Origin of the sequence: Bartonella vinsonii subsp. vinsonii, assembly GCF_902825235.1 — a bacterium.
Lineage (GTDB): Bacteria > Pseudomonadota > Alphaproteobacteria > Rhizobiales > Rhizobiaceae > Bartonella > Bartonella vinsonii.
Map to the genome: position 1 here is coordinate 1 of NZ_CADEAJ010000105.1, position 255 is coordinate 255.

The 255-nt window shown below is 37.3% G+C and carries 1 pseudogene; it reads left to right on the top strand.

Annotated elements, in window-relative coordinates:
* Positions 1–255 (top strand): annotated as a pseudogene (locus J7R12_RS08835) (hypothetical protein); the annotation flags it as partial.

The window sequence follows — 255 nt, forward strand, 5'->3', positions numbered from 1 at the left end:
ATGATGGCAATTGCTGGGTTTATGATAATGCTCTGGTTTTAAACCCTGCTCATGTTTCTCAAGATGCCAAGGTTTTTAATAACTCTGTTATCGCTGGTTTTGTTTATGGAAAGGCATGCGTTTTTGGAAAGGCTATCATTTTTGATCATGCTCATGTCTATGGCAATGCAAGAATTTATGATCATGCCCGTGTGATAAATCATCTCCATGTTTGTGAATATGCCAATCTTCACGGCATGGTTATGATTTTAGAAA